The organism is Frankia sp. AgB1.9 (genome assembly GCF_016786355.1).
Classification (GTDB): Bacteria; Actinomycetota; Actinomycetes; order Frankiales; family Frankiaceae; genus Pseudofrankia.
In genome coordinates, this window is record NZ_JADWYX010000096.1 from 1 (window position 1) to 23,691 (window position 23,691).

At 71.6% G+C, this 23,691-nt stretch carries 21 protein-coding genes; 19 read left to right on the plus strand and 2 right to left on the minus strand.

What is annotated here, in order from left to right; all coding sequences use genetic code 11:
• The first annotated feature begins 343 nt into the window (after window positions 1–343).
• Complete coding sequence (locus I6A60_RS29760) at window positions 344–571, plus strand: hypothetical protein (protein WP_203022602.1); 228 nt, start codon at window positions 344–346, stop codon at window positions 569–571.
• A 328-nt stretch (window positions 572–899) separates the two neighbouring features.
• On the opposite strand, the gene lepA is transcribed toward I6A60_RS29760, so the two are convergent.
• A complete protein-coding gene (gene lepA / locus I6A60_RS29765; RefSeq protein ID WP_203022603.1) occupies window positions 900–2,744 on the minus strand; it encodes a translation elongation factor 4 in 1,845 nt (614 codons plus the stop codon).
• 382 nt (window positions 2,745–3,126) lie between these two features.
• Between lepA and rpsT the strand changes: the two genes are divergently transcribed.
• Window positions 3,127–3,393 carry a 30S ribosomal protein S20 gene (gene rpsT / locus I6A60_RS29770; protein ID WP_203022604.1) on the plus strand — a complete coding sequence of 89 codons (267 nt, stop codon included), beginning with the start codon at window positions 3,127–3,129 and terminating at the stop codon, window positions 3,391–3,393.
• A gap of 179 nt (window positions 3,394–3,572) precedes the next feature.
• On the opposite strand, the gene I6A60_RS29775 is transcribed toward rpsT, so the two are convergent.
• Window positions 3,573–3,788, minus strand: coding sequence for a hypothetical protein (locus I6A60_RS29775; RefSeq protein ID WP_203022605.1), 216 nt, complete (start codon window positions 3,786–3,788; stop codon window positions 3,573–3,575).
• 245 nt (window positions 3,789–4,033) lie between these two features.
• Between I6A60_RS29775 and hemW the strand changes: the two genes are divergently transcribed.
• The 17 genes from hemW (at window position 4,034) to I6A60_RS29860 (ending at window position 23,578) form a co-directional block, all read left to right on the plus strand.
• Window positions 4,034–5,260 carry a radical SAM family heme chaperone HemW gene (hemW, locus tag I6A60_RS29780; RefSeq protein WP_203022610.1) on the plus strand — a complete coding sequence of 409 codons (1,227 nt, stop codon included), beginning with the start codon at window positions 4,034–4,036 and terminating at the stop codon, window positions 5,258–5,260.
• 309 nt (window positions 5,261–5,569) lie between these two features.
• Entirely contained in the window at window positions 5,570–6,589 is a 1,020-nt protein-coding gene (gene hrcA / locus I6A60_RS29785) for a heat-inducible transcriptional repressor HrcA (protein ID WP_203022611.1), read from the plus strand.
• A gap of 64 nt (window positions 6,590–6,653) precedes the next feature.
• Window positions 6,654–7,787 carry a molecular chaperone DnaJ gene (dnaJ, locus tag I6A60_RS29790; RefSeq protein WP_013423357.1) on the plus strand — a complete coding sequence of 378 codons (1,134 nt, stop codon included), beginning with the start codon at window positions 6,654–6,656 and terminating at the stop codon, window positions 7,785–7,787.
• A gap of 10 nt (window positions 7,788–7,797) precedes the next feature.
• The gene (locus I6A60_RS29795) at window positions 7,798–8,553 is read left to right on the plus strand and encodes a 16S rRNA (uracil(1498)-N(3))-methyltransferase (protein ID WP_203022606.1); all 756 of its coding nucleotides are present in this window, start codon (window positions 7,798–7,800) and stop codon (window positions 8,551–8,553) included.
• A gap of 217 nt (window positions 8,554–8,770) precedes the next feature.
• Window positions 8,771–9,874, plus strand: coding sequence for a PhoH family protein (locus I6A60_RS29800; protein ID WP_255552070.1), 1,104 nt, complete (start codon window positions 8,771–8,773; stop codon window positions 9,872–9,874).
• A 46-nt stretch (window positions 9,875–9,920) separates the two neighbouring features.
• Window positions 9,921–10,472: an rRNA maturation RNase YbeY gene (ybeY, locus tag I6A60_RS29805; protein ID WP_203012288.1), complete on the plus strand. Its 552-nt coding sequence runs from the start codon at window positions 9,921–9,923 to the stop codon at window positions 10,470–10,472.
• A 23-nt stretch (window positions 10,473–10,495) separates the two neighbouring features.
• Window positions 10,496–11,944 (plus strand): hemolysin family protein, encoded by a 1,449-nt coding sequence (locus I6A60_RS29810; protein ID WP_203012289.1) that lies wholly within the window; start codon window positions 10,496–10,498, stop codon window positions 11,942–11,944.
• Window positions 11,907–12,356, plus strand: coding sequence for a cytidine deaminase (locus I6A60_RS29815; RefSeq protein WP_238436530.1), 450 nt, complete (start codon window positions 11,907–11,909; stop codon window positions 12,354–12,356). Before I6A60_RS29810 ends, I6A60_RS29815 begins: the two co-directional genes overlap by 38 nt.
• Before the next feature lies 1 nt (window position 12,357).
• Window positions 12,358–13,389 (plus strand): GTPase Era, encoded by a 1,032-nt coding sequence (locus tag I6A60_RS29820; RefSeq protein ID WP_203012290.1) that lies wholly within the window; start codon window positions 12,358–12,360, stop codon window positions 13,387–13,389.
• Between the two features lie 78 nt (window positions 13,390–13,467).
• Entirely contained in the window at window positions 13,468–14,199 is a 732-nt protein-coding gene (recO, locus tag I6A60_RS29825) for a DNA repair protein RecO (RefSeq protein WP_203012291.1), read from the plus strand.
• A gap of 123 nt (window positions 14,200–14,322) precedes the next feature.
• Complete coding sequence (locus tag I6A60_RS29830) at window positions 14,323–15,117, plus strand: isoprenyl transferase (protein ID WP_203012292.1); 795 nt, start codon at window positions 14,323–14,325, stop codon at window positions 15,115–15,117.
• A gap of 4 nt (window positions 15,118–15,121) precedes the next feature.
• The gene (locus I6A60_RS29835; protein ID WP_307873935.1) at window positions 15,122–15,544 is read left to right on the plus strand and encodes an antibiotic biosynthesis monooxygenase family protein; all 423 of its coding nucleotides are present in this window, start codon (window positions 15,122–15,124) and stop codon (window positions 15,542–15,544) included.
• 273 nt (window positions 15,545–15,817) lie between these two features.
• Window positions 15,818–17,140 carry a restriction endonuclease gene (locus I6A60_RS29840; RefSeq protein WP_203012293.1) on the plus strand — a complete coding sequence of 441 codons (1,323 nt, stop codon included), beginning with the start codon at window positions 15,818–15,820 and terminating at the stop codon, window positions 17,138–17,140.
• Between the two features lie 604 nt (window positions 17,141–17,744).
• Entirely contained in the window at window positions 17,745–18,398 is a 654-nt protein-coding gene (locus I6A60_RS29845) for an ester cyclase (protein WP_203012294.1), read from the plus strand.
• Between the two features lie 210 nt (window positions 18,399–18,608).
• On the plus strand, window positions 18,609–19,490 hold the full coding sequence (locus I6A60_RS29850) for an MHYT domain-containing protein (RefSeq protein ID WP_203012295.1): 882 nt from the start codon (window positions 18,609–18,611) through the stop codon (window positions 19,488–19,490).
• Between the two features lie 280 nt (window positions 19,491–19,770).
• A complete protein-coding gene (locus I6A60_RS29855; RefSeq protein WP_203012296.1) occupies window positions 19,771–21,924 on the plus strand; it encodes a serine/threonine-protein kinase in 2,154 nt (717 codons plus the stop codon).
• A 289-nt stretch (window positions 21,925–22,213) separates the two neighbouring features.
• Window positions 22,214–23,578: a glycine--tRNA ligase gene (locus I6A60_RS29860; protein ID WP_203012311.1), complete on the plus strand. Its 1,365-nt coding sequence runs from the start codon at window positions 22,214–22,216 to the stop codon at window positions 23,576–23,578.
• Window positions 23,579–23,691 lie beyond the last annotated feature (113 nt).

Genomic DNA, 23,691 nt, shown 5'->3' on the forward strand with positions numbered 1-23,691 from the left:
CGCGCCCCCCCCCCGCCCCCCCCCCCCCCCCCCCCGCGGGGGGGGCGGGCCCCCCCCCCCCCCCCCCCCCCCCCCCCCCGGGCCCCGCCCCGACGGCGCGCCCCGCCCCGACAGCACGCCCGCGTCCGACCGTGGGCCCGGTTCCGATCGTGGGGCTGGGTCCGATCGTGGGCCCGGGTCCGATCGTGGGGCCGGGTCCGATCGTGGGGCCGGGTCCGACCGCGGGCCGAGGCTGGATCACGCTCCGTGGTCCGACCACGCGCCCAGCCTCGATCAGGGGCCCAGGTCCGACGTCGCGCCCAGGCTCGATCACGGGCCTAGGTCCGATCACGGGCCGAGCGAGGTGCTGGAGCTTGAGGAGGAACGGGCTGGTTTCGGCTTTCGCATCCTGCCCGCAGGGTGGATGCGCGGTCTCCTGTTCACCGCCACGGCGGTGCTCACGGTCCTGCTCGCCCTGTCGGACCTCACCAGCGCCTGGGTCCTGCTGGCGCTTCCGGCCAGCGTCGCCCTGGCCGTCACCTACCTGGAGACCCTCGACCGCATCACCCGCCCCAGCCCTCCGCTCGAGTAGCGCCCAAACCGGGACGCCTTGCGGCCGCTTGGCAGCGAGGCCCGCGACACGACGGCGGAGATCGGCTGGCGCCGCCTCCGACGAGGCTCGCCCGGTTCCGGAGTCGCCATGATCGTTGTTTTGGCCCTCCGGTGGTCGTAACCGGAGCTGCTTCGTAGCCACCAGAGGGCCGAAACGGCGATCAAGCCCGACGGGCGGCCCGATGGGCAGTCTCGGCCGGCGGGCAGCTTCGGCCGACGGGCAGGCTCAGTCGGCGGGCAGTCTCGGCCGCCGGGCAGCTTCGGCCGCCGGGCAGGCTCAGCCGCCGGGCAGACCTAGTGGAGATCGGCTAGCCGGGGCGGTTGCTCTTGGAGGCGTCGTTGGAGAGGGCGGCGATGAAGGCCTCCTGCGGGACCTCGACCCGCCCGATGGTCTTCATCCGCTTCTTGCCCTCCTTCTGCTTCTCCAGCAGCTTGCGCTTACGGGTGATGTCACCGCCGTAGCACTTGGCGAGGACGTCCTTGCGGATCGCCCGGATGTTCTCCCGGGCGATGATCCGGCTGCCGATGGCCGCCTGGATCGGCACCTCGAACTGCTGGCGGGGGATCAGCTCGCGCAGCTTGCCCGTCATCGAGACGCCGTAGGCGTAGGCCTTGTCGCGGTGGACGATCGCGGAGAAAGCGTCGACCGCCTCGCCCTGGAGCAGGATGTCGACCTTCACCAGGTCCGAGAGCGACTCACCGGCGGGGTCGTAGTCGAGGCTGGCGTAGCCGCGGGTGCGTGACTTCAGCGCGTCGAAGAAGTCGAAGATGATCTCGCCGAGCGGCATCGTGTACTTCAGCTCGACCCGGTCGGTGGACAGGTAGTCCATCCCCTTGAGCACGCCCCGGCGCGACTGGCACAGCTCCATGACGGCGCCGACGAAGTCGGTCGGCAGCAGCACCATCGCGTCGACCACCGGCTCGTAGACCTCGGAGATCTTGCCGCCGGGCCAGTCGCTGGGGTTGGTGACGGTGTGCTCGGAGGTGTCCTCCATGACGACCCGGTAGACGACGTTCGGGGCGGTGGAGATCAGCGTCAGGCCGAACTCGCGCTCCAGGCGCTCGCGGACGATCTCCAGGTGCAGCAGGCCGAGGAAGCCGCAGCGGAAACCGAACCCGAGCGCCGCCGAGGTCTCCGGCTCGTAGGTGAGCGCCGCGTCGTTGAGCTGCAGCTTGTCGAGCGCCTCGCGCAGGGCCGGGTAGTCGGAGCCGTCCATCGGATAGAGGCCGGAGTAGACCATCGGGAGGGGGTCGCGGTAGCCGCCGAGCGCCTCGGTCGCGGGGCGACGCGCCGAGGTCATCGTGTCGCCGACCCTGGCCTGGCGGACGTCCTTGACTCCTGGGATGACGTAGCCGACCTCGCCGGCCGACAGCGAGGGCCGCGGCACCGGGTCCGGCGAGATGACGCCGACCTCGAGAGTCTCGTGGCTGGCGCCGGTGGACATCATCAGGCAGCGGTCACGGGTGCTCAGCGAGCCGTCGATGACCCGGACGTAGGTGATGACGCCGCGGTAGATGTCGTAGACGCTGTCGAAGATCATGGCCCGGACGGGGGCGTCCGGGTCGCCCGACGGCGGCGGGATGCGGCGGCAGACCTCGTTGAGGAGCTCGGGGACGCCGACCCCGGTCTTGCCGGAGACCCGCAGCACGTCCGACGGGTCGCACCCGATGATCTGCGCGATCTCCTCGGAGACCTTCTCCGGCTGCGCCGCCGGCAGGTCGATCTTGTTGAGCACCGGGATGATCGTCAGGTCGTTCTCGATCGCCAGGTACAGGTTCGCCAGCGTCTGCGCCTCGATGCCCTGCGCGGCGTCGACCAGCAGGATCGCGCCCTCGCAGGCGGCCAGCGACCGGCTCACCTCGTAGGTGAAGTCGACGTGCCCGGGGGTGTCGATCAGGTGCAGAACGTACTCCCGGCCGTCGTCGGCCTTCCACGGCAGCCGGACGTTCTGCGCCTTGATCGTGATCCCGCGCTCGCGCTCGATGTCCATCCGGTCGAGGTACTGCGCGCGCATGTTGCGGGCGTCGACGACGCCCGTCACACCGAGCATGCGGTCGGCGAGCGTCGACTTGCCGTGGTCGATGTGCGCGATGATGCAGAAGTTGCGGATCAACGCCTGGTCGGCACCGGGCGCCTCGACGGCTGGGGACACGCGGGCAGGTCTCGTTTCTCGAGGGTCACATTCGTGGGAACGGGGTCCGCGGACGCGAACCTGCCCTCCATCGTGCCAGCATTCCCGGCGAGCCAGCTCCGCGCGCCGCGCGAGACCTCGCTCGCGGCGGGTCGGCTAGGATCGCCGGGCCCAGCAGCGCCGGCCACGGTCCGCCGTTCGCTATAGGTAATGTAGGGTTAGCTCTTGCCGCATCGGGTCCCCGCGTGACGACCCGCGGTTGGCGGTCCGCGAACGACGAGCCTGTGTATGACAGGTGCGGGGTGACGAACCCGGCAAGCTCGGCGCCCGTGGGCCAGGCACCCCAGGGTGCGGCACCCAGACTGACGATCTAGTCCCCAACTCGACGATGAGGTTCTCCCGCGTGGCCAACATCAAGTCGCAGATCAAGCGCAACCTGACCAACGAGCGCGCTCGACTGCGCAACAAGGCTGTGAAGTCCGAGCTGAAGACCCTCGTGCGCCGCTTCCGCGAGGCCGCCAACGCTGGTGACGTCGAGGCCGCCGCCACGTCGCTGCAGGCCGCGTCGAGGAAGCTCGACAAGGCCGTCAGCAAGGGCGTCATCCACGCCAACCAGGCCGCCAACAAGAAGTCGGCCATGGCGAAGCAGCACGCTGACCTGACTGCGTAGCAGGCGGCTGCCGCGTTCGCCGCCCCCTTGGGTGGTCACGCGGTAGCCCCCTCGCGGGGGTGGCCACGCAGGTGGCGTCCCCGATGACGGGTCGGCCCGTAGCCAGAAAGCGCGAAAGCCGGAACGTTCCAAGACGTTCCGGCTTTTCGTATGCCTTCGGTGGGTGGGGTGTCCCGCCCTCAGCCCTGGGTGCTGGTCGCGGGACCCGGGAGCTGCGGGTGGTTGACGGGAATGGGCTGGGTGGCCGGCTCCTCACGCTCGTTCCACGGGTAGCGGACGGTGCCGGACCGGTACTCGGTCGTCCGCGGCGGGAGCAGCGCGAGCCCCTCCTTGAGGAGGGCCGCCTGAATCAGGAAATCGTCCGCTGTAAGCAGATCCGCGACGTCGTCGTCCATATGTCCGATCTTTTCGTACTGACGGCGACATGGCCACCACGACACGCCAACCCGTCGCCAGCCGCGAATCCAACCGCTCCGGGTCGGCCGCCCAACGGGCCGCCGGTGTCACCGGCGCCCGGCAAGCGGGTGGGGTCCCGTCGGGCCGCTGGTCCGTGGTCCGGGCGTCGTCCCCGTTCGCGGTGGCGAGATCCGCCGAACTGTGCGTCGTCGTGTCGGTACGCGACGGGCGCACACTGGAGTACATGTCCCCCAAGCCACCCGAGGGCGAGGCCCCGCCTTCCGACGGCGGGCTGCCCGCCGCGGCCCTCGTCGAGCTTCCTCAGCGCGCGTTCGGCATCTACATTCACGTGCCCTACTGCGCGACCCGGTGCGGGTACTGCGACTTCAACACCTACACGGCCGCCGAGCTCGGGGGCGGCGCGAGCGCGGCGAGCTTCGCCACGACGGCCATCGCCGAGCTGGGGCTCGCCGCGCGGGTCCTCGGCGACGGGACCCCGCCGGTGGACACGGTGTTCTTCGGCGGGGGGACGCCGACGCTGCTCCCGCCCGCGGACCTCGGCGCCCTGCTCGCCGCCGTGGACGACACCTTCGGCCTGCGCCCCGGTGCCGAGGTGACCACCGAGGCCAACCCGGAGTCCGTCGACGCGGTCGCGCTCGAACAGCTCCGGGCCGCCGGGTTCACCCGGATCTCGTTCGGGATGCAGAGCGCCCGCCCGCACGTGCTGGCCACACTCGACCGGCGGCACACCCCCGGCCGGCTGCCCGACGTGGTCTGCTGGGCCCGCAAGGCCGGGTTCGAGCAGGTCAGCGTCGACCTGATCTACGGCGCGCCGGGGGAGTCGGACCGGGACTGGGCGGCGAGCCTGGCCGCCGCGATCGAGCTCGCCCCCGACCATGTCAGCGCCTACGCGCTCACCATCGAGGACGGCACCCGGCTGTTTCGCCGGGTGCGCCGGGGCGAGTTGCTGGAGCCCGACGACGACCTGCTCGCCGACCGCTACGTCCAGGCCGACGAGATGCTCACCGCCGCGGGGCTGGCCAACTACGAGGTCAGCAACTGGGCCAGCGGCCCCGACGCCTGGTGCCGGCACAATCTGGGCTACTGGCGGGGCGACACCTGGTGGGGGGTCGGTCCGGGCGCGCACAGCCACCTGGGCGGGGTCCGCTGGTGGAACGTGCGCCATCCGACCGAGTACACCGAGCGGCTGCGCTCCGGGCGCAGCCCGGCGCAGGCCCGCGAGATCGTCGACACCGAGGCCCGCTATGTGGAGCGGGTGATGCTCGCAGTCCGGATGTCCGACGGCCTGCCGGTGGCCGAGCTCACCGAGGCAGGCCGGTCCTCCCTCGCAGAGCTGACGGCCACCGGTCTGCTGGACCGCGCGGCCCTGGCCGGCGGTCGGATCAAACTGACCCGCGACGGCCGTCTCCTCACCGATACTGTGGTCCGCGCCCTCCTGCCCGACCTCTGACCGGGATCGGGTGATGACGAGGCAGATCGATGGGGGAGGGCGCTAGACTTGGCACTCACGGCTGCGGAGTGCCAGGCTGGACCGATCTCGCCATCCCCGAAGCGCGTCACGCCCGGTACGGACACCGTGACGTGGCGGCGGGCTGGCGGCCATCGTCCGGCGGTGGAGGAGGCGCGTTGAGGATCCTGCGCTCTGGGCCGTCACGGCCGGAGGGATTCCGCCGGCGGCCGTGGCCAGGTGTGCCAGGCTGGTCCGCTGGGCGCCGGCCCCGACAGGCACGGCCGCGTGGTCGCCGAGGGGGTGCGTGACGTGTTGGAGGAACGCCGCCTGGAAGTGCTGCGGGCGATCGTCGAGGACTTCGTGACCAGCAACGAGCCGGTCGGCTCGAAGGCGCTGGCCGAGCGGCACGCGCTCGGGGTCTCACCAGCCACGGTCCGTAACGACATGGCCGCGCTGGAAGAGGACGGCTTCATCACCCAGCCGCACACCAGCGCCGGTCGCATTCCGACGGACAAGGGCTACCGGCTGTTCGTCGACCGGCTGTCCGGGGTCAAGCCGCTGTCCCGGGCGGAGCGGCGGGCCATCCAGAACTTCCTCGAAGGCGCGCTCGACCTCGACGACGTGGTGCGCCGCTCGGTCCGGCTGCTCGCCCAGCTGACCCGGCAGGTCGCCGTCGTCCAGTACCCGTCGCTGACCTCCAGCCGGGTCCGGCACATCGAGGTCGTCCAGATCAGCGCCGGCCGGCTGCTCATCGTGATGATCACCGACGCCGCGCGGGTCGAGCAGCGGATCGTCGACGTCGGTGAGCCGGTCGACGAGGACACCGTGGCCGAGCTTCGGATGATCCTCAACCGCGCGCTCGGTGGCCGCCGACTCTCGGACGCGGCCGCCGCGGCGGCCTCGCTTCCCGAGGAGGCCGGCCCCGGGCTGCGCACCCAGCTCACGGCGCTCGCGACGGTCCTGATCGAGACGCTGGTCGAGCGGCAGGAAGAGCGGATCATGCTCGCCGGCACCGCGAACCTGACCCGCTCGGCGCTGGACTTCTCCGACTCGCTGCGGCTGGTCCTCGAGGCGCTGGAGGAGCAGGTGGTGCTCCTCAAGCTCATCGGATGGGCGCGGGAGCCAGGTACCGTGACCGTGCGCATTGGTCGCGAGACGGACGTCGACGCGCTGCGGTCCACCGCGGTCGTCGCGACCGGCTACGGCCGAGGCGCGGCCGCACTGGGCGGCATGGGGGTGGTCGGCCCCAAGCGGATGGACTATCCGGGAACGATGTCAGCCGTGTGGGCCGTCGCCAACTACGTGGGTGAAGTGCTGGGCGCCGAATGACGGCCGCCAGCCACGACCAGGTCAGCTGAGGGCAGTGGGCTTCCGAATGGCAGTGGACTTCTAAATGGCAGTGGACTACTACGCCGTGCTCGGCGTCGGCCGCGAGGCGACCGGAGACGAGATCAAGCGGGCCTACCGCAAGCTCGCCCGGGAGCTGCACCCCGACATCAACCCTGACCCGGAGGCGCAGCAGCGGTTCAAGACCGTGACGGCGGCCTACGAGGTGCTCTCCGACCCGGAGAAGCGCCAGATCGTCGACCTCGGCGGCGACCCGCTCGCGCCGGGCGGCGGCGGGGGTGGCTCGCCGTTCGGCGGCGGCTTCGGCGGCCTCGGCGACATCATGGACGCCTTTTTCGGCGGTGGAGCGAGCCGCGGGCCACGTTCCCGGGTCCGGCGGGGCAACGACGCGCTGCTGCGCATCGAGCTGGACCTCGCCGAGACGGCCTTCGGCGCCAACCGGGACATCACGGTCGACACGGCCGTCGTCTGCGATCTGTGCACCGGCTCGGGCGCGTCTCCCGGAACGTCCCCGAGCACCTGCCCGACCTGCAGCGGGCGGGGTGAGATCCAGCAGGTCACCCGGTCGTTCCTCGGCCAGATGGTGACCTCACGGCCGTGCACCCGCTGCCAGGGCACCGGAACCGTGATCGAGCACCCGTGCCGGGAGTGCGCGGGCGACGGCCGGGTCCGCAAGCGGCGCACCCTGACCGTCAAGATCCCGGCCGGCATCGAGGACGGGATGCGCATCCGGCTGTCCGGCGAGGGTGAGGTCGGGCCCGGCGGCGGTCCCGCCGGTGACCTGTACGTCGAGGTCTCCGAGAAGGCGCACCCGATCTTCAGCCGCGAGGGCGACGACCTGCACTGCGACCTGCGGCTGCCGATGACCGCCGCGTCGCTGGGCACCACGGCCACGCTCGACACGCTCGACGGCACCGAGACGATCACGGTCAAGCCGGGCACCCAGCCGGCCGAGGTGATCCGGCTCGCCGGCCGGGGCGTGCCGCACCTGCGCGCCGTCGGCCGCGGCCACCTGCACATCCACGTCTCGGTGGAGACGCCGACGAAGCTCGACGCCGAGCAGGAGCGGCTGCTGCGTGAGCTGGCCCGGCTGCGTGACGAGGAGGCGCCGGCGGTCGTCACCGCCACCGCCGCGACCTCCGGCCTGTTCAGCCGCCGCCGCGGCGGCCGGAAGAAGTAGTGCGCCGCCGGTGGTGACGACCCCGGTCTTCCACCTGGCGCCGCTGCCCGCCGTCGACGTGTTCACGCTCGCCGGGCCCGAAGGGCGCCACGCGGCGACCGTGCGCCGGCTGCGGGTGGGCGAGCGTCTCGACGTCACCGACGGGGCCGGGCACGCGCTGCGCTGCGAGGTCGCCGCGGTGCGCCGCGACGAACTGGACTGCCGGGTGCTGGATCGGGCCACCACCCCCGCGCCGGTGCCGCGTCTCGTCGTCGTGCAGGCGCTGGCGAAGGGCGACCGCGGCGAGCTCGCGGTCGAGATGCTGACCGAGGTGGGCGTCGACGAGATCGTGCCGTGGTCGGCGGCGCGCAGCGTGGTCCGCTGGGACGGCGAACGCGGCGCGCGTTCCCGCGGCCGCTGGGTGGCGAGCGCGGCCGAGGCGGCGAAGCAGGCCCGCCGGGCGCGCTGGCCGGTCGTCGGCGAGCTGGCCGGCACCGCGGCCGTGCGCGACCGGCTCGCGGCCGCCGGGCTGGGGCTGGTCCTGCACGAGAGCGCCGCCGAGCCGCTGGCCGGCCTGCCGGCGGGCCGGGCGAGCGACTGGCCGCCGGCAGGGGAGATCGTGCTGGTGGTCGGTCCCGAGGGCGGGATCTCGGACGAGGAGCTCGCCGGTTTTGGGAAGGCGGGCGCGGTCGCCGTGCGGCTGGGCCCGACCGTGCTGCGCACCTCGACGGCCGGCGTCGCGGCGGCTGCCGTGCTGCTCGCGGCCACCGGCCGGTGGGACGGCTAGACTGAACCTGGTAGTTCGTGTGGCATACCGCGTACCGAATCTCGGAGTTCGAACTTCTGGAGTGCGAGCTTCTGGAGCCGGAGCTTCGGGAGTGCGAGTTCTCGGAGTTCGGGTTTTCGGAGTTCGAGCTCTCGGACATCGGGTGCGCGCGGACCGCCGCTGAAGATTTCGCCCTTTTATCGACGAGAGGTGTCCCGGCCCACCCACGGCCGTCCTCATGCCCGAATCCGCCACGCCCCATGGCGCCGCCACTGCCCAGGGTGGCGCCCCGCGCGCCATCACCGCCCCGGCCGCGCCGACGGTCACCCGTTTCGTGGTGCCCGGCCCGCACAACATGGTCAGCCTGCTCGGCCACCAGGACGAGCTGCTCCGGGCCATCGAGCAGGCCCTTCGGTCCGACATCCACGTCCGGGGCAACGAGATCACGATCACCGGGGAGCCGGCCGAGAACGACCTGGCCGTCCGGCTGTTCACCGAGCTGACCGCGCTGCTGGACGCCGGGACCGTGCTGACCGCCCAGCACATCGAGCATTCCCTCGCCATGCTGCGCGGCGGCGGCACCGAGCGGCCCGCCGAGGTGCGCACCCACAACAGCCTGGCCGGCCGCGGCCGGACGATCCGGCCGAAGACGCTGAACCAGAAGCACTACGTCGACGCGATCGACACGCACACGATCGTGTTCGGCATCGGCCCGGCGGGCACCGGCAAGACGTACCTGGCGATGGCCAAGGCGGTGCAGTACCTGCAGGCCAAGAAGGTCACCCGGATCATCCTGACCCGGCCGGCCGTCGAGGCGGGGGAGCGGCTCGGCTTCCTGCCGGGCACCCTGTTCGAGAAGATCGACCCGTACCTGCGCCCGCTGTACGACGCGCTGCACGACATGGTCGACCCGGACTCGATTCCCAGGCTGATCCAGAGCGGCACCATCGAGGTTGCCCCGCTGGCCTATATGCGTGGCCGGACGCTCAACGACGCCTTCATCATCCTCGACGAGGCGCAGAACACCTCGGCCGAGCAGATGAAGATGTTCCTGACCCGGCTCGGCTTCGGCGCGAAGATCGTCGTCACCGGCGACATCACCCAGGTGGACCTGCCGTCCGGCACCCGCAGTGGCCTGCGTGTCGTCCGCGAGATCCTCGACGGGATCGAGGACGTGCACTTCGCGAACCTGACCAGCACCGACGTGGTCCGCCACCGGCTCGTCAGCGAGATCGTCGACGCGTACTCGCGCTGGGACGCGATCGACGGCGCCACGCCCACGACCGGCCCCGGCGCGCCGCGCCCGGCCGCCGCCCGGCCCGCGCGCCGGGACCGACGGTGACGGCCCGCGCGGCGACCACGGCCAGCCCGCAGGCAGGGAGATCCTGATGTCCGTGTTCATCGCCAACGAGACGGGCGAGTCCGACGTCGACGAGGTGACGCTGGCCGGGCTGGCCCGCTTCGTGCTGGACGCGATGAAGGTGAACCCGCTCGCCGAGTTGTCCATCATGATCGTCGAGACGGCGGCCATGACGGACCTGCACGTGCGCTACATGGGCGAGGACGGCCCGACCGACGTGCTGGCGTTCCCGCAGGACGAGGCGTTCGAGTCGAGCTACGCCGACTCGGCCGACAACGACCCGGCCACGCTGCTCGGCGACGTCGTGCTGTGCCCCGAGGTCGCCCGCAAGCAGGCCGTCACCGCGGGGCACACCGCCCAGCGCGAGCTGCACCTGCTGTGCACCCACGGCATCCTGCACCTGCTCGGCTACGACCACGCCGAGCAGGCGGAGGAGCGCGAGATGTTCCGCCTGCAGGAGGACCTGTTGACCCGCTGGGAGGCCGCCGTCGCCCTCGAGGCCGGCGCGGGCTCGGCTGGCGCGGGCGGGGCTGGCTCCGGTTCGGCTGGCGCGGTGGCCGGCCCGGCCAGCGCCGGCTGAGCCGCCGGTAACGGGACGTCGTAATGGGGTCTGGAGATACGCCGCTCATCCTGTTGGCTGTGGCGGCCTCGCTGGTGGCCGCCGCGCTCGGCGGGGTCGACGCCGCGCTGACCCGGGTCTCCCGGGTCACCGTCGAGGAGTTCGTCCGCCAGGGCCGGCCGGGTGCGCGCCGGCTGGCGATCGTGGTCGCCGACCCCGGTCGCTACCTGGCGTTGTTGCTGCTGCTGCGGATCATGGGCGAGATGGTCGCGGCGGCCTGCATCACGATCGTCGCCGCGCACGCGTACGGGACCGGTTTCGCCTCGGTCTTCCTCGGCGCGGCGATCGCGACGCTCGTCGCCTATGTGCTCGTCGGGGTGATGTTCCGGACGCTCGGGCGCCAGCACGCGCCGTCGGTCGCGCTGGCCGGCGCTGGCCTGACCGTCAGCCTCGCCCGGCTGCTCGGGCCGTTGCCCCGGCTGCTGATCGCCCTGGGCAACGCGGTCACCCCGGGCAAGGGCTACCGGGACGGCCCGTTCGCCTCCGAGGCCGAGCTGCGCGACCTGGTCGACCTCGCGGAGGAGAACGAGGTCATCGAGCCGGAGGAACGCGACATGATCGCGTCGGTCTTCGAGCTCGGCGACACCCTGGTCCGCGAGGTGATGGTGCCCCGGCCGGACATGGTCTTCATCGAGTCGACCAAGACCGTCGACGCGGCGATCTCGCTCGCTCTGCGGGGCGGCTTCTCGCGCATCCCGGTCGTCGGGGAGAGCGTCGACGACGTCGTCGGCATCGTCTTCCTCAAGGACCTGGTCGGCCGCGAGCGCGAGGGCGGTGGTGACGGGTCGGTCGAGTCGGTGATGCGCCCGCCGGTCCTGGTGCCGGAGAGCAAGCCCGCCGACGACCTGCTCCGCGAGATGCAGGCGTCGCGCACCCACATGGCCGTCGTCATCGACGAGTACGGTGGCACCGCCGGTCTGGTGACGATCGAGGACATTCTCGAGGAGATCGTCGGCGAGATCGTCGACGAGTACGACACCGCGGTACCGCGGGTCGAGTGGCTGGACGACGAGACCGCCCGGGTGACCGCGCGGCTGGAGGTCGAGGACCTCGCGGAGCTGTTCGGCGTCAGCGAGGACGACCTGCCGGGCGCCGACGGCGTCGAGACCGTCGGCGGGCTGCTGGCCAGCGCGCTCGGACGGGTCCCGATCCCCGGCGCGACCGCCTCGGTCGGCGGGCTGTCGCTGACCGCCGAACGGGCGGCCGGCCGGCGCAACCAGATAGGTACCGTCGTCGTGCACCGCATCGGCACCGGGTCGGCCACCGACGGCGACACGGGTGACCTGTTCGCCGACGAGGCCGATCCGCGCCGCGACGCGGGGCGGGGCGAGACCGGCAGGTCCGCCGGCAGAGGCGAGGCCAGCCGCGGCGGCAGTCAGAAGGGTGAGGAGCGCGATGGGCAGCGAGGCCAACGAGATCCAGCTGGCCGCTGAGCGACGGGACGCCGGGGGACCGGACCCCGAGGCGCGGCGCGGCGAGCCGGTGACCGGCGAGCTGGCCGCCGAGGACCTGAAGCTGGTCGTGCTTGCCCGCTCCGCCCGGCTGCGGGCCTACACCCCGCACGGGGAGCGGGCCGAGGGCGCGGCCGTCCGCGACACCGACGGGCGGACCTACGCCGCCGCGACCGTCGGGCACACCAGCCCCGAGCTCGTGACCGGAGCGCTGCGCGCCGCCGTGGTGGCGGCCGCCGCCAGCGGCGCCCGCCGGTTCGAGGCAGCCGCCGTGGTCACCGAGGACGCCGCGCCGGCGGCCGACGACCTCGCGGTGCTGGCCGAGTTCGGCCCAGGCGTCCCCGTCTTCCTCGCCGGCCCCGACGGCGTTCCCCGCAACCGGACGGTGGTCTGACATGGCACGACACCCCACGCAGGCACCGGCCCCGGGCGCTCCCGAGCGCTCGGGAGCCGACCCGGACCAACCGGCCACGTTCCGGTCCGGGTTCGCCTGCTTCGTCGGGCGGCCGAACGCCGGCAAGTCGACGCTGACCAACGCCCTGGTCGGGACGAAGATCGCGATCACCAGTGGTCGACCGCAGACCACCCGGCACGCCGTGCGCGGCATCGTGCACCGGCCGGACGCGCAGCTGGTGCTCGTCGACACCCCGGGTCTGCACCGGCCCCGCACGCTGCTCGGTGAGCGGCTCAACGACGTGGTCCGCGCGACCCTGTCCTCGGTCGACGTCGTCGGCTTCTGCGCGCCGGCCGACGAACCGGTCGGCCGTGGCGACCGGTACATCGCCGAGGAGCTGTCCCGGCTGCCGGGGCGGACCCCGGTGATCGCGATCCTGACCAAGACCGACCTGGTCAAGGACCCGGAGCGGATCGGCGCCCGACTTCTGGAGCTCTCCCAGCTCGCCGACTTCGCCGAGATCGTGCCGGTGAACGCCGTGCCTGTGCCGGTGCGGGGGGACGACCGGACAGCGGGCGACGACCGGGTCCGCGCCGCCGGCCACCAGCTGGACATCCTGGCGGACCTGCTGGTGGCGCGGCTGCCGCTGGGCCCGCCGCTGTACCTGGACGGCGAGCTGACCGACGAGCCGGAGCGGGTGATGGTCGCCGAGCTGGTCCGGGAGGCGGCGCTGGAGGGCGTGCGCGACGAGCTGCCGCACTCGCTCGCCGTGGTCGTCGAGGAGATGCTGCCCCGCGAGGACCGCCCGGCGGAACGGCCGTTGCTCGACGTGCACGTCAACGTGTTCGTCGAGCGGCCCAGCCAGAAGGCGATCGTGATCGGTGCCGGCGGCTCCCGGCTCAAGGACGTCGGGACCAAGGCCCGGGCCCAGATCGAGGCGCTGTTGGGCACACCGGTCTTCCTCGATCTGCACGTCAAGGTCGCCAAGGACTGGCAGCGCGACCCCAAGCAGCTGCGTCGCCTCGGCTTCTGACCCCCGCGGGCGACCCGCGCGGGTGGCCTGACAAGGCTGGCCGCGCGGCGTGTCGCTGGTGCGTGCGACCATGGGTGCATGCCGGTCTACCGCGATGAGGGGGTCGTGCTGCGCACGATGCCGCTCGGTGAGGCCGACCGGATCGTCACGCTCTTCACCCGGCGCAACGGGCGGGTACGGGCCGTGGCGAAAGGGGTGCGCCGCACGTCGTCGCGGTTCGGCGCCCGGCTGGAGCCGGCGATGTACGTCGACCTGCAGCTGCACCAGGGCCGCTCGCTGGACACCGTCACGCAGGCCGACCTGCTCGGCTCCTACGGCGCGGTCCTGGCGACCGACTACGCCCGGCACACGGCCGCCGCGGTGATGCTGGAGACCGCCGAGCGGCTGACCAGCGAGGAGCGCGAGCCGGCGCTGCGGCTTTTCCTGCTGCTCGTCGGCGGGCTGCGTACCCTGGCGTCCGGCGAGCACCCGCCTGGCCTGGTGATGGATGCCTTCCTGCTGCGCGCGCTCGCGGTCAGCGGGTACGCGATGGCGCTGGACGACTGCGCGCGCTGCGGGGAGCCGGGGCCCCACCCGTCGGTGTCGGTCGCCGGTGGAGGCGTAGTCTGCCCGCGGTGTCGACCGCACGGCGCGGCGTCGGTGTCGGTCACCGCCGTCCAGCTGCTGGCTGATCTGCTGCACGGCGACTGGGCCGAGGCGGAGGCTACCGATGTGCGCACCAGGCGGGAAGCGGCCGGCATCGTCGCCGCGTACCTGCAGTGGCACCTGGAACGGGGGCTTCGGGCGCTGCCACACCTTGAGCGGGCGTGACAGCCGGCGCCCGGTCCGCGTTCTGGCGGGCACCCGGACGTGAAGAGACAGGAACCAGGCACGAACATGGGAGAGGCAATGCGCGTCGGCGTCGCGCCGGAGCAGCGGGGAGGTGGACTACCGGTGAGCCTGCAGGATGGCGGAGTTAGGCCGCACCGGGACCCGCATCCGCACCCGTCCGGGGCACGCCCCCCGACGATTCCGGCGGAACTGGTGCCCCAGCACGTCGCCATCGTGATGGACGGCAACGGCCGGTGGGCGACGCTGCGCGGACTGCCGCGCACGAAGGGCCACGAAGCGGGCGAGGACGCGCTGTTCGACTGTGTCGAGGGCGCCATCGAGCTCGGCATCCGCTGGATCTCGGTGTACGCGTTCTCGACCGAGAACTGGAAGCGCGCGCCCGACGAGGTGGCCTTCCTGATGCGCTTCGTCGACGGCGTGTTCGGCCGGCGGATCGACGACATGGACTCCCTGGGCGTGAACGTCCGCTGGGCCGGGCGCCGGCCCCGCCTGTGGAACAGCGTCATCCGCCGGCTGGAGAAGGCCGAGGAGCGCACCAAGAACAACGACCGGATCACGCTGGCGATGTGCATCAACTACGGCGGCCGGGCCGAGATCGCCGACGCCGCCGCCGCGATGGCCAAGGACGTCAAGGATGGCCTGCTGAAGCCCGACAAGATCGACGAGCGGACTGTCGCCCGCTACCTCGACGAGCCGGACATGCCCGACGTGGACCTGCTGATCCGCACGTCCGGTGAGCAGCGGCTGTCGAACTTCCTGCTCTGGCAGGCCGCCTACGCGGAGTTCGCGTTCGTCGACACGCTCTGGCCGGACTTCGACCGGCGCGACCTGTGGGCCGCGTGCGAGGAGTACGCCCGCCGCGACCGCCGCTACGGCGGCGTCATCGCGCGAGCGTAGCCGCGTGACCGACCCGACCGCGCCCTTGGCGGTCCCCGAAGGTTTTCAGGCCGTGCCGGCGGCTCCCGTGCTGGCGATGGTGCGCTTCCAGGTGCCGGACGTCGCCGCGGCCGAGTTCGCCGTGGGCGCGGACGGCTCGCTCGCCGCGCTCGCCAGCGCGCGCGGCTTCCGGGGTGGCCGGCTGGTCCGCGCCGTCGACGACCCCGAGGCCTGGGTCCTGGTGACCGAGTGGGACGGGCCGGGAGCGTGGCGGCGCGCGCTCGGTGGCTTCGAGCTCCGTCAGCTGCTCACGCCGCTGCTCGGCTGGGCGCTCGACGCCCCGGGCGCCTTCGAGATCCTCGTCGACCGGGACGGCCCTGGCGACGCCGTCCGTCGCCATGAGTCGGCCCTGGCCCCCGACGCCGCCACCGCGACCCCCGGCCACTGATCGACCTGGCGCCGCGTCCGGCCCGTGACCACCACGGGCCGGATGCCCTTTCGGGCCTGGAGCGGGTTGCCGACGCGTGACCGATGCCAGTTCCGCCTGGTGGTCGGCAATGAGCCAGATCCATCGCCACCAGGTATGACTCAATAAGATCGGTCTGGGCGGAGTTGGTCGCCTCGATCCGGCGATGGCTGTGCGGCCGTGACTCTGCGGCGGTGGTGGTCCGGGGACCGTGGTGGCCTGGGGACTGTGGTGGTGCGGCGACTGGGGAGTCGGGTGGAGCTGGCGAAGGGCGCGAACGCGCCGGTGCGGGTTCCGGTCGCGCGGGTGTCGCTCACGTCGGAGCTGCCGGCGGGGTCCGTCGACCTGTTCGCCCTGGAGCTGACCGGGCGGCGCCGGGTCCGTGACGACGGTGACCTGGTCTTCTACAACCAGCGACGCTCGGCGGACGGCTGCCTGTGGCTGGTCAGCGAGCGATGCGTGCGGATCGCCCTGGACGAGGTGCCTGACGAGGTCGAGACGATCGTGGTCGCCGCCGGCTTGGCCGACGACTGGCCCGGCGCCCTGGCCGACGACCCCGCGACACGGGTCGAGGTCCAGGAGGCCGGCGAGTCGGCCTGGGACGGCCCGGACGACGACGGTGCCTGGGCGGTGAGCCACCGGGTCGAGGCCGACGGCGGCGAGCGCTGCGTCGTGCTCGTCGAGCTGTACCGGCGTGACGGCCGCTGGAAGGTGCGCGCCGTCTCGCAGGGCTGGACCGCCGGAACGGTCGCCCTGCTCACCGAGCACGGCGTGCACGTCGAGCGGGACCCCACCGAGGCCGACACCCCAGCCGTCGCGCCGACGCTGCCCGAGGTGCCGGTCCCGTCGCCCCGCCCCCTCGCGCCCACGCGGCCCCTCCCGCCAGCGCATCCCCAGCCGCGGACGCACCCCCGCTCGCAGCCGGGTCCCCTCCCGCCGACCCTGCCGTACCCGGCCGCCCCCTGGGCCGTCCGCGCCGCCGACCTGTCCGATGCTCCGACCGAGATCGTCGACTCGCCGACCGGCGCCTGGCCGGTCTGGCGACGGCCGACTGACGCACCCAACGAGAGCCCGACGGGTCCGAGAGAGGCTCGGACGAGATCCGCCGAGCCCCGGACCGGCGACGGCGGCCACGGGGCTGCCGGGGGAACCCGGCACCTGCGGGTCGAGCCCGTCGCCCGGGCGGCGCGACGGGCGCCGCTGGACCTCCTGGAAATGGACCCGTACGACTTCGAGCAGCTGGTCGCCAACCTGATGACCAAGATGGGCTACGACACGCGCCGGGTCGGCCGGTCGGGCGACGGCGGCGTCGACGTCGAGGTCTACTCGGACGACCCACTGGGGTCCGGGCTGATCGTCATCTCGGTGAAGCGCTACCGGCGGACCGTCGGCGCGCACTACGTCCGTGAGCTCGCCGGTACGGTCGCCGACCGGGACGCGATCAAGGGCATTCTCGTCACGACCTCGGGGTTCGGCCCGTCCTCGGTCGAGTTCGCCGCGAAGAACCGCCTGGAGCTGGTCGACGGCGAGCGCCTGCGCGGCTGGCTCGCCGAGTACCTCGACCTCGACACGGTCTGACCGCTCGCCGGCCGCGTCCACTGGCCGGCCGTCCGCTGGCCGGTCGTGTCCGCTGGCCCGGGGATACCCCCGTTCGCGGGACGACGTCGGCCGCTGGTCCGTTGGACAGTGTCATTCGCTGATCTCGGAGATCGATCCCTCGTCACTATGCGTTTTAGGGATGCGCACGTCAGGCGTCGATGAGGCCAAATGATCACCCTGCGAAGGCTGATTCTGTTACGCAAAGTTACATAGCGTCGCGAGAAGAGTTGCTAGTACCACCACTTTGGTGCTCTAATGTCACCATGCTTCGCCGAACGTCATAGGTCGGTCGCTCCACGCGTATGAGCCGCGCCCAGGCTCGCCGGGGCGGCAAGTGTGACGTTCGGCGGCGCGCATCGGTCTTCCCGGTCTTCTTAGGGCCGGGAAGCCGTTCAGTGGTGTCCACCGCCGAACAGGCGCTCTCGATCTCTTGATGGCGCGTGCGGGCGCCGACAACCGTGCGGTCCTGGTCCTGCCACGTTTTTTGCTGCCGTGTTCGAGAGACGCGGGCCGCGCCGTGACCTGGTCCTGACCGCAATTTGCGGACCGTATTCTTCGTTCAACCGAGAAGGAGAACGAGCTCATGAGCAAGGACGGACTCGCGAGCGAGCCGCCGCACGTTCGCGGGAGGGAAGCGGTAATCGCGGACTCGGCGGGCGTCGTCTGGCGGGACGGCGCCCCACCCGACTATCACCTGTCCCACCAGACCATGCCGTCGGAAAGGACCGTGCATCATCCTGCTGGCTCACTCGCCGACATAGTGGAGCGAGTCGTCCAGGTGTTCGAGATGGAACTGTCCCACAAGAAGGATCCCGCGCAGTGGGTCAGCATGGTCACCGATCAGCTGCAGGTGAGTGTGAACGGCGGCCGGGCCGTCGGAAGCGCCGAGCTGGCGGAGCGCGGGAGCTACAACGTCCTCATCGGCGAGAGTCCGTACTACTCGGCCAGCAGCGAGACCTTCGAGTCCTCTCATGAGATCTTCCATGACGCATTCCCGGGCGGATTCTTCTGGGAAGTCCTCGAAGTGTATTCGCCGCCGCCCACGATCACTTTCAAGTGGCGCCACTGGGGAACTTTCAGCGGGCCGTACAAAGGTATGAACCCGACCGGCGAACGGATCGAGATGTTCGGGGCCACGGTGGCTCGCGTATCCGATGATCTCCGGATCATCGAGGTGCACAACTACTACGACAACTCCGATTTTCTTCGGCAGCTGGCCTGCGGTCACGGGAGCTAGACACGGCACGCGCGGCCCGCAGGACGCGGCCCGCCCCCGGCGGGGCCGACTGCTCGCCCGTTCCTGGCGGTGGGGAACGGGCTCGGCAGCAGCTTGCCCCGCCGCGGGGTGAGGCCGCTATCAGGTACCGAGCCTTTTCGAAGTCGCCTCAGGCCCGCGGAAATCTCGATCGATCCCGGCGGGGCGGAAAAGGATCAATGGGACGGATGGATGACATACCAATCCGCAAGCTATGACATTTTGTCAGTGGTAATCTCGGTTGCGCTGTCCTTCCTTGGCTGTTTTGCCGCGCTGGTGAGTGCCATCAGGATTCCGCTGAGCTCCGGCCGGCGCAGACGGCAGTGGATCTCGGCGGCCTCGGTCAGCCTCGGCGGCGGCGCGATCTGGTCGATGCATTTCGTCGCGATGACCGCCTATCACCTCGGTGACATGGAAATTGTTTACAATGTGCCGCTGACTGCGCTGTCACTCGTGGTCGCGGTCGCGGCGTCGGCGCTGGGAATTAGCATAGTGGCCACCGACCCGCGCAGCCTCGGCCGCATCGCGGTCGGCGGGGTCACGGCGGGCCTCGGAATCGCGTTGATGCACTACACCGGCATGGCGGCGATGCGAACGGGCTCCAGGGTCACCTACGACCCGGGAAGAGTGGTCCTGTCGGTCGGAATCGCTGTCGGAGCCGCGCTCGCCGCGCTCGTCATCGCCTTCCGTGTGCGTAGCAGGACCCATGTCCTGCTTGCCTCGACGGTTATGACCGTCGCGGTGTGCGGGATGCACTACACCGCGATGACAGCCGTCCGGGTCGAACGCATGGACGTCACCGCACCGATGACCGGCGCAGATCCCATCGCCATGGTGCTGGCTGTGTGCGTGGTGACGTTCACCGTTCTCGCCGGTGTGATCATCCTGGCTATCGGTGCTCTTTCGGAAGAAGGGAGCTTCCGTCTGGAAAGAAACTCGGGCCGGACCGGCCAGGTTGCCACTGATGTCGTCCGTGGTGCCCCAAACGTATTTTCTCCAAGACCAGTCCCGCGGAATGCCGATTTCGACCCCACTCCGGTTCGCCCGGGCCACAGGCGGCCTACGAACATGTAATGAAACAACTTCTGTTGTCTGATCGGTGTTGATCTCCTGGCGTGGCGGAGGCGCGTTCCTACGGGTATGGGGGAGTCGCGGCGGTTCACCGGGCGACCGGGGCGGGGCGCGAGACGATCGCGCGGGGGCTTCCGAGCTGGACGAGGAGCCTGGTGGCGGGAAGCGGGGCGGTCGGCCGGTGGCGGGCGGAAACGGGCGGAGGTCGCCGGGTGTTGTCGCCGTCGCTTCGGGTAGGTGAACCGCCAAATCCCGAGAAGGTCGCCGAAAGCGGGTTCATGCGATGCCGACCCTCCGTGCCCCCGATGGACCGGAAGCCGACGGGCACCTGGGCGGTCGCTACCGGCTGGGCAAGGTGATCGGCGGTGGCGGTGGCGGAACCGTCCACGAGGGCTCCGACCTGCTGCTGCGCCGCCCAGTCGCGATCAAGGAGATTCGGCTGCCGCCCATGGGGTCGGCGGCCGCCCGCGAGCTGGCCGAGCAGCGGGTGATGCGTGAGGCGCGCGCGGCGGCTCGACTGCGGCATCCGGGGCTGGTGGCGGTCTACGACGTGGTCCAGGCCGAGGGACGTTCCTGGATCGTCATGGAGTACGTCGACGGAGTCCCGCTGTCCCAGCTGGTCAGGGACTTCGGGCGGCTGGCGCCTGAACGGGTCGCCCGCATCGGCGTCACCCTGGCCTACGCGCTGGAGGCCGCGCACCGCGCCGGCGTCGTGCACCGTGACGTCAAGCCGGGCAACGTCCTGGTCACCGCGGACGGCCAGTCGCGCCTGACCGACTTCGGCATCGCGGTCAGCCGCGGCGACTCGACTCTGACCGGTGCGGGAACGCTGGTCGGTTCGCCGGCGTACATCGCCCCTGAGCGTGTTCGAGGGGCGCGGGCCGTGTACGCCAGCGATGTGTGGGGGCTGGGCGCGACCCTCTTCACCGCCGTCGAAGGCGCGCCCCCGTTCGAGGCCGAGGGGCTCCTGCCGCTCCTGGCCGCCGTCGTGGAGAACCGCAGGCGCCCGTTCATCCACGCGGGCTCGCTGCGTGACGTCATCGACAGCATGCTGGACGCCGACCCTGGCCGGCGGCCGTCGCTCTCCCAGATCCGGAGTCACCTGCACGAGGTCCTGGACGGCCTCGCGCCCGCCGTGAACGGGCGGCGCGGGCGTGGTAGGCGGGCCGCCGCCCTTCGACGCCCGTCCCGTCCCCACGAGACCGGCCGGCCGGACCCGTGGCTGGAGCTCCTCGCCGACAGCCACCGTCTGGAGCCGGCGGACGGGGCCGGCCAGGACTTCGCGGCCGACGAGCTCGCCGAGAGCGGCGTGAACGTCGACGTCAGCGACCCGGTGGGCCTGCCGGAGGCAGGCGAGGTCGGCGCCCTGACGGCCGACGAGACCGCCGAGCGCCTCACCGACGACGAAAGCGTCGACACCGGGGGCGCCGGTGACGCCGGTGACTGGAGCGACCTCAGCGACCGTGACGGCCTTGCCGAACCAGGTGACACAGCGCAACGCAACGAGGTCACGACCCTCGAAGCCGAAGCCGAAGCCGAAGCCGACCGCGACGCCGACCTCGGCGGCCGGGGTGAAGGCGACGGGACCTCCGTCCTCGAAGCCGCCGCTGAACCGGCGGGCGTCGGCGGGAGCCGCACCACGCCGATCGCCCGCGCCGGCAACCGACGCCGCCCACGCCGACGGACACTGCTGATCGCGGCGGCGGCGCTGGTCGCGCTCGCGGCGGTGGGGACGCCGCTGGGCCTGGCGCTCGCGGGCAACGGCGGCCCAGCGCCCACGGCCGCCCTGGCTGGGCCGAAGCCGTCGATCGCCTCTTCCGGGCAGATCAGCTCTGGGACGCCGACGCCACCAGCGGGCTCGTCGAGCCCGTCAGGCCCGGCTTCCAGCGTCGCCGGCCCGTCGAGCGCGGGCGTCCCGGCGACGGACGCCGCGCCGGGCCAGAGCGACGACACCAGCCTGGGCACGCTCATCCCGACCAGTACGGCCCCGGCGCAGCCGCCGACGGGTTCCACCACGCGTTCCGGGCTGTCCGGTTGGTCCGTCGCGGTACCGAGCGACTGGCCGACCGCCCCACGCGGCGCCGACCGCCTCGTCTTCGCGCCCGCGAGTGGCTATCCGGAGCTTCTAGTCGAGGCCCAGGCCGCGGCCGGATCGTCCGCCATCGGCGCCTGGCGTTCCTTGGAGGGAAGCGTGCAGGCGACTTCGCCGGGCTACCACCTGCTGTCCATCCGCCCCGCCGACGGGGGCGACGGCGCGAACGCCGCGGTCTACGAGTTCACCTTCACCTCGGGCGGCCGCACCATCCACGTCCTGGACCTGGGCGTCATCCGCAACGGCCACGGCTACGCGTTGCGCTGGCGCATGCCCCAGGACGCCTGGACCAGCCAGCAGGCCCAGATGCGGCAGATCTTCGCCACCTTCCGCCCCGGACCGTGAACGGCGCCTCGCACGGATGGCCCCGCTCCGCAGCCACAAGCGTGATCGCGGCTTCGGCCCTCGGGTGGTCGTAACCGCGTCCCTTCAACGACCACCGGAGGGCGCAATCGGTGATCATGCCGGCCGCCGTCGCGCGAGCCTGGTTGGGACGAGGGCGAACGCCCGGTGGCGGGCGGGTCGCCGTGGGCCGGCCGGCGGCTTGGGAGTCCGTAGGCTGGAAGCCCTACTCGCCTCGACGCCGAGACGTGATTCCTAAGGAGCAAGGTCCGTGGCAGGCACATCCGACCTGATGGACACCATCGTCAGCCTCGCCAAGCGGCGGGGGTTCGTCTTCCCGTCCAGCGAGATCTACGGCGGTCTGCGGGCTTCCTGGGACTACGGGCCGCTCGGCGTCGAGCTGAAGAACAACGTCAAGCGGGCCTGGTGGAAGTCGGTCGTGCAGGGCCGCGACGACGTGGTCGGCCTCGACTCGTGCGTCATCCTCGCCCGTGAGGTCTGGGAGACCTCCGGGCACGTCGAGGTGTTCGTCGACCCGCTGACGGAGTGCACGAACTGCCACAAGCGCTACCGCGCGGACCACCTGGAGGAGGCCTTCGAGGCCAAGCACGGCCGTGCCCCGGCCGGTCTGGCCGAGGTCGTCTGCACCAACTGCGGCACCCGCGGCGCGTTCACCGAGCCAAAGATGTTCAACGGCCTGCTCAAGACCTACCTCGGCCCGGTAGAGGACCCGTCCGGCCTGGCCTACCTGCGGCCGGAGACCGCGCAGGGCATCTTCATCAACTACGCGAACGTGCAGTCCACCGCCCGGCGCAAGCCGCCGTTCGGCATCGGGCAGATCGGCAAGTCGTTCCGCAACGAGATCACCCCGGGCAACTTCATCTTCCGGACCCGCGAGTTCGAGCAGATGGAGATGGAGTTCTTCGTGCCGCCGGGTGAGGACGAGCAGTGGCATGACTACTGGATCACCGAGCGCACCAGGTGGTACACCGAGCACGGCATCAAGCCGGACAACCTGCGCCACTACGAACACCCGAAGGAGAAGCTCTCCCATTACTCGAAGCGCACCGTCGACATCGAGTACCGGTTCAACTTCGCGGGCCTTCCCTGGGGTGAGCTCGAAGGCATCGCGAATCGGACCGACTACGACCTGACCGCGCACTCGAAGGGTTCGGGCGCCGACCTGTCGTTCTTTGACCAGGCAACCAACACCCGGTTCACGCCGTTCGTCATCGAGCCGGCGGCCGGGGTGGACCGGGCGACGCTCACGTTCCTGCTGGACGCCTATGACGAGGACGAGGCGCCGAACACCAAGGGCGGCGTGGACCGGCGGATCGTGCTGCGCCTCGACCCTCGGCTGGCACCGGTGAAGGCGGCGGTGCTGCCGCTGTCGCGTCACGCGGATCTCTCGCCGGTGGCCCGTGACCTGGCCGCCGACCTGCGCAGGCACTGGAACGTCGAGTACGACGACTCGCAGGCCATCGGGCGCCGTTACCGACGTCAGGACGAGATCGGCACACCGTACTGCGTCACCGTCGACTTCGACACGCTCAACGACCAGTCGGTGACAATCCGAGAGCGTGACTCGATGGCGCAGCAGCGTATCGCTATCGACAAGGTCGCGACCTACCTGAACGCGCAGCTAGGCCCGCTCTAGGCAGACACAGGGCCTAGGCAGACACAGGGCCTAGGCAGACACAGGGCCTAGGCAGACACAGGGCCGAAGGATCGGGGCCGGGGGCCGAACGCCCCGAACGGCGTCCGCTGTTC